This is a genomic window from Halomonas sp. 3A7M (genome assembly GCF_014897875.1).
Lineage (GTDB): Bacteria > Pseudomonadota > Gammaproteobacteria > Pseudomonadales > Halomonadaceae > Vreelandella.
The window spans coordinates 1-1,830 of sequence record NZ_JABUZD010000132.1 but is presented as its reverse complement, the minus strand read 5'-3'; the positions used below and the strand labels follow the sequence as shown (position 1 = coordinate 1,830).

Annotated in this window: 1 protein-coding gene; it reads right to left on the bottom strand. The window is 55.6% G+C overall.

Annotated elements, in window-relative coordinates; translation table 11 throughout:
- Positions 1–72 precede the first annotated feature (72 nt).
- Positions 73–1,323 carry a group II intron reverse transcriptase/maturase gene (gene ltrA / locus INT19_RS11860; RefSeq protein ID WP_212636734.1) on the bottom strand — a complete coding sequence of 417 codons (1,251 nt, stop codon included), beginning with the start codon at positions 1,321–1,323 and terminating at the stop codon, positions 73–75.
- Positions 1,324–1,830 lie beyond the last annotated feature (507 nt).

Sequence of the window (1,830 nt, the reverse complement as noted above, 5' to 3'; positions counted from 1 at the left end):
ATCGGGTCGGAGGGGAGCTAGTCCCCGTCCGCCCACACCACCTGGCATACGGATCCGTACCACGGCGGTTGGTCAAGTGTTGGCAAACCGCTCCATATAAAAGCGCACACCACGGAAGCCTCGCTTGTGCCACCAGCGGTTATTCATCGCGAACCGCGTATGATGGAGTTGGGCCAGAAACCACCAGCGTTTGTGCTGACAGTATCCTTTCGCCTCATCCACAGGGAGCCCGAGTTCGATCATTTTCCTCACTCGGGTTCTCGGTTTAAACCACTGTTTCATCAGGCACATGCGTAGTCGGCTTCGTATCCAGCTGTCGATATCAGCAAATAAGCGGCGTGTCTCTGCCAACCGAAAGTAGCTTGTCCAGCCTCGAATATATCGATCGAGACGGGCAAGCTTCACCTCAATGGCTTCGCGATCATGCCCGCGGGTCAGTTGCCTGATCCGTTTCTTGAAGCGTTTGATCGTCTCATTACTGCAGCGGATGCGCGGATTAGCCTTTCCAACAAAGCTGTACCCGAGAAAATTGCTGCGTGAGACAGAGACGACGCGGCTCTTCTCCCGATTTACCGGGAGTTTGAGTCGTGTTTCGAGAAAGGCGGTCACGTTGTCCTTGACTCGGTGGCCCGCTCGACGGCTTTGGACGTAGATCTGGCAGTCATCGGCATATCGGCAGAACCGGTGGCCTCTGGCATCCAGTTTCTTGTCCAGATCGTCAAGTAGGATATTACTAAGCAACGGACTCAAGGGCGATCCTTGCGGTGTGCCTTTCTCTCGCTGACTAACGAAACCCCCCATCATCATTCCGGCCTGAAGGTAGCGACGGATCACACCAAGCAAACGCTTGTCGTGAATACGTTTTGCTAGCCTGGCCATCAAAAGATCGTGGTTGACCTGGTCAAAGAATTTCTCCAAATCAATATCGACCACTATCGTGTAACCCTGTTTGGCGTAGTCATGAGCCTGCTCAATTGCTTGCCAGGCATTACGGCCTGGTCTGAAGCCAAAGCTTGAGTCAGAGAAATCCTTCTCGTAGTGAGGGCTGAGCACTTGATGGATGGCTTGCTGGATTAAGCGGTCTAACACGTTAGGGATGCCCAGCATACGGTGCTTGCCATTGCCCTTCGGAATGTAGACCGTTCTCACCGAACCTGGCTGATAAGCGCCTGATTGAAGGGTTTCCTTGACCCCCGGCCACGCCTCCTTCAAATAGGATTCGGTGTCCTCAATGGTGCGTGCATCGGGGCCAGCGGCCCCTTTATTGCGCTGCACCCGGTTCCATGCCGCCGCCATATTGGCACTTTCAAGCACATCGTCCATGGAGACCGGGTAGCAGGGTTCGCAAGGGTTCCGGCCCGTAACCGGTCTGCCGCTGCTACTAAACTGCGGTCGGTTGTCATCGCGTTGGTCAGAGATCACGGAGAAACCCTTTCACTTGCCTTTGGCCCTTCGGTGGAATGTGGCCACCTACTATGGCCGCTGCTGACTTCCCTCACAGCCTTGCCGCCCCTCCCGCTGTGCGGTTGGCTTGGCTCTAGCGGTTGCAAGGGACCTCCCGGGGTAAGACGCACATCTTTCTCGCCAGGTAGCCGCCTCATATACGTACTGCGCTGCCGTGTTGGGATGAGCTTCGTGTTGTTCAGCACACTTACTCCACGCAGCCCGCCTCGTATGAGATTCGTGTTCCTCGGCTCAGCGATTTGCCGCAGGCTTCCTTCAGATTCCACCTTGCGATGGACACCCTTGCCATATTGGCTAACAGCTACTCCCAACGTCACTGCTCGGGACTTTCACCCTATAGATGTGCGCCATGCCCGGCGCACTGAC

Bases quoted from the DNA above. Each gene is read 5' to 3' on its own strand.
- ltrA (WP_212636734.1), bottom strand. From the start codon at position 1,323: ATGGACGATGTGCTTGAAAGTGCCAATATGGCGGCGGCATGGAACCGG.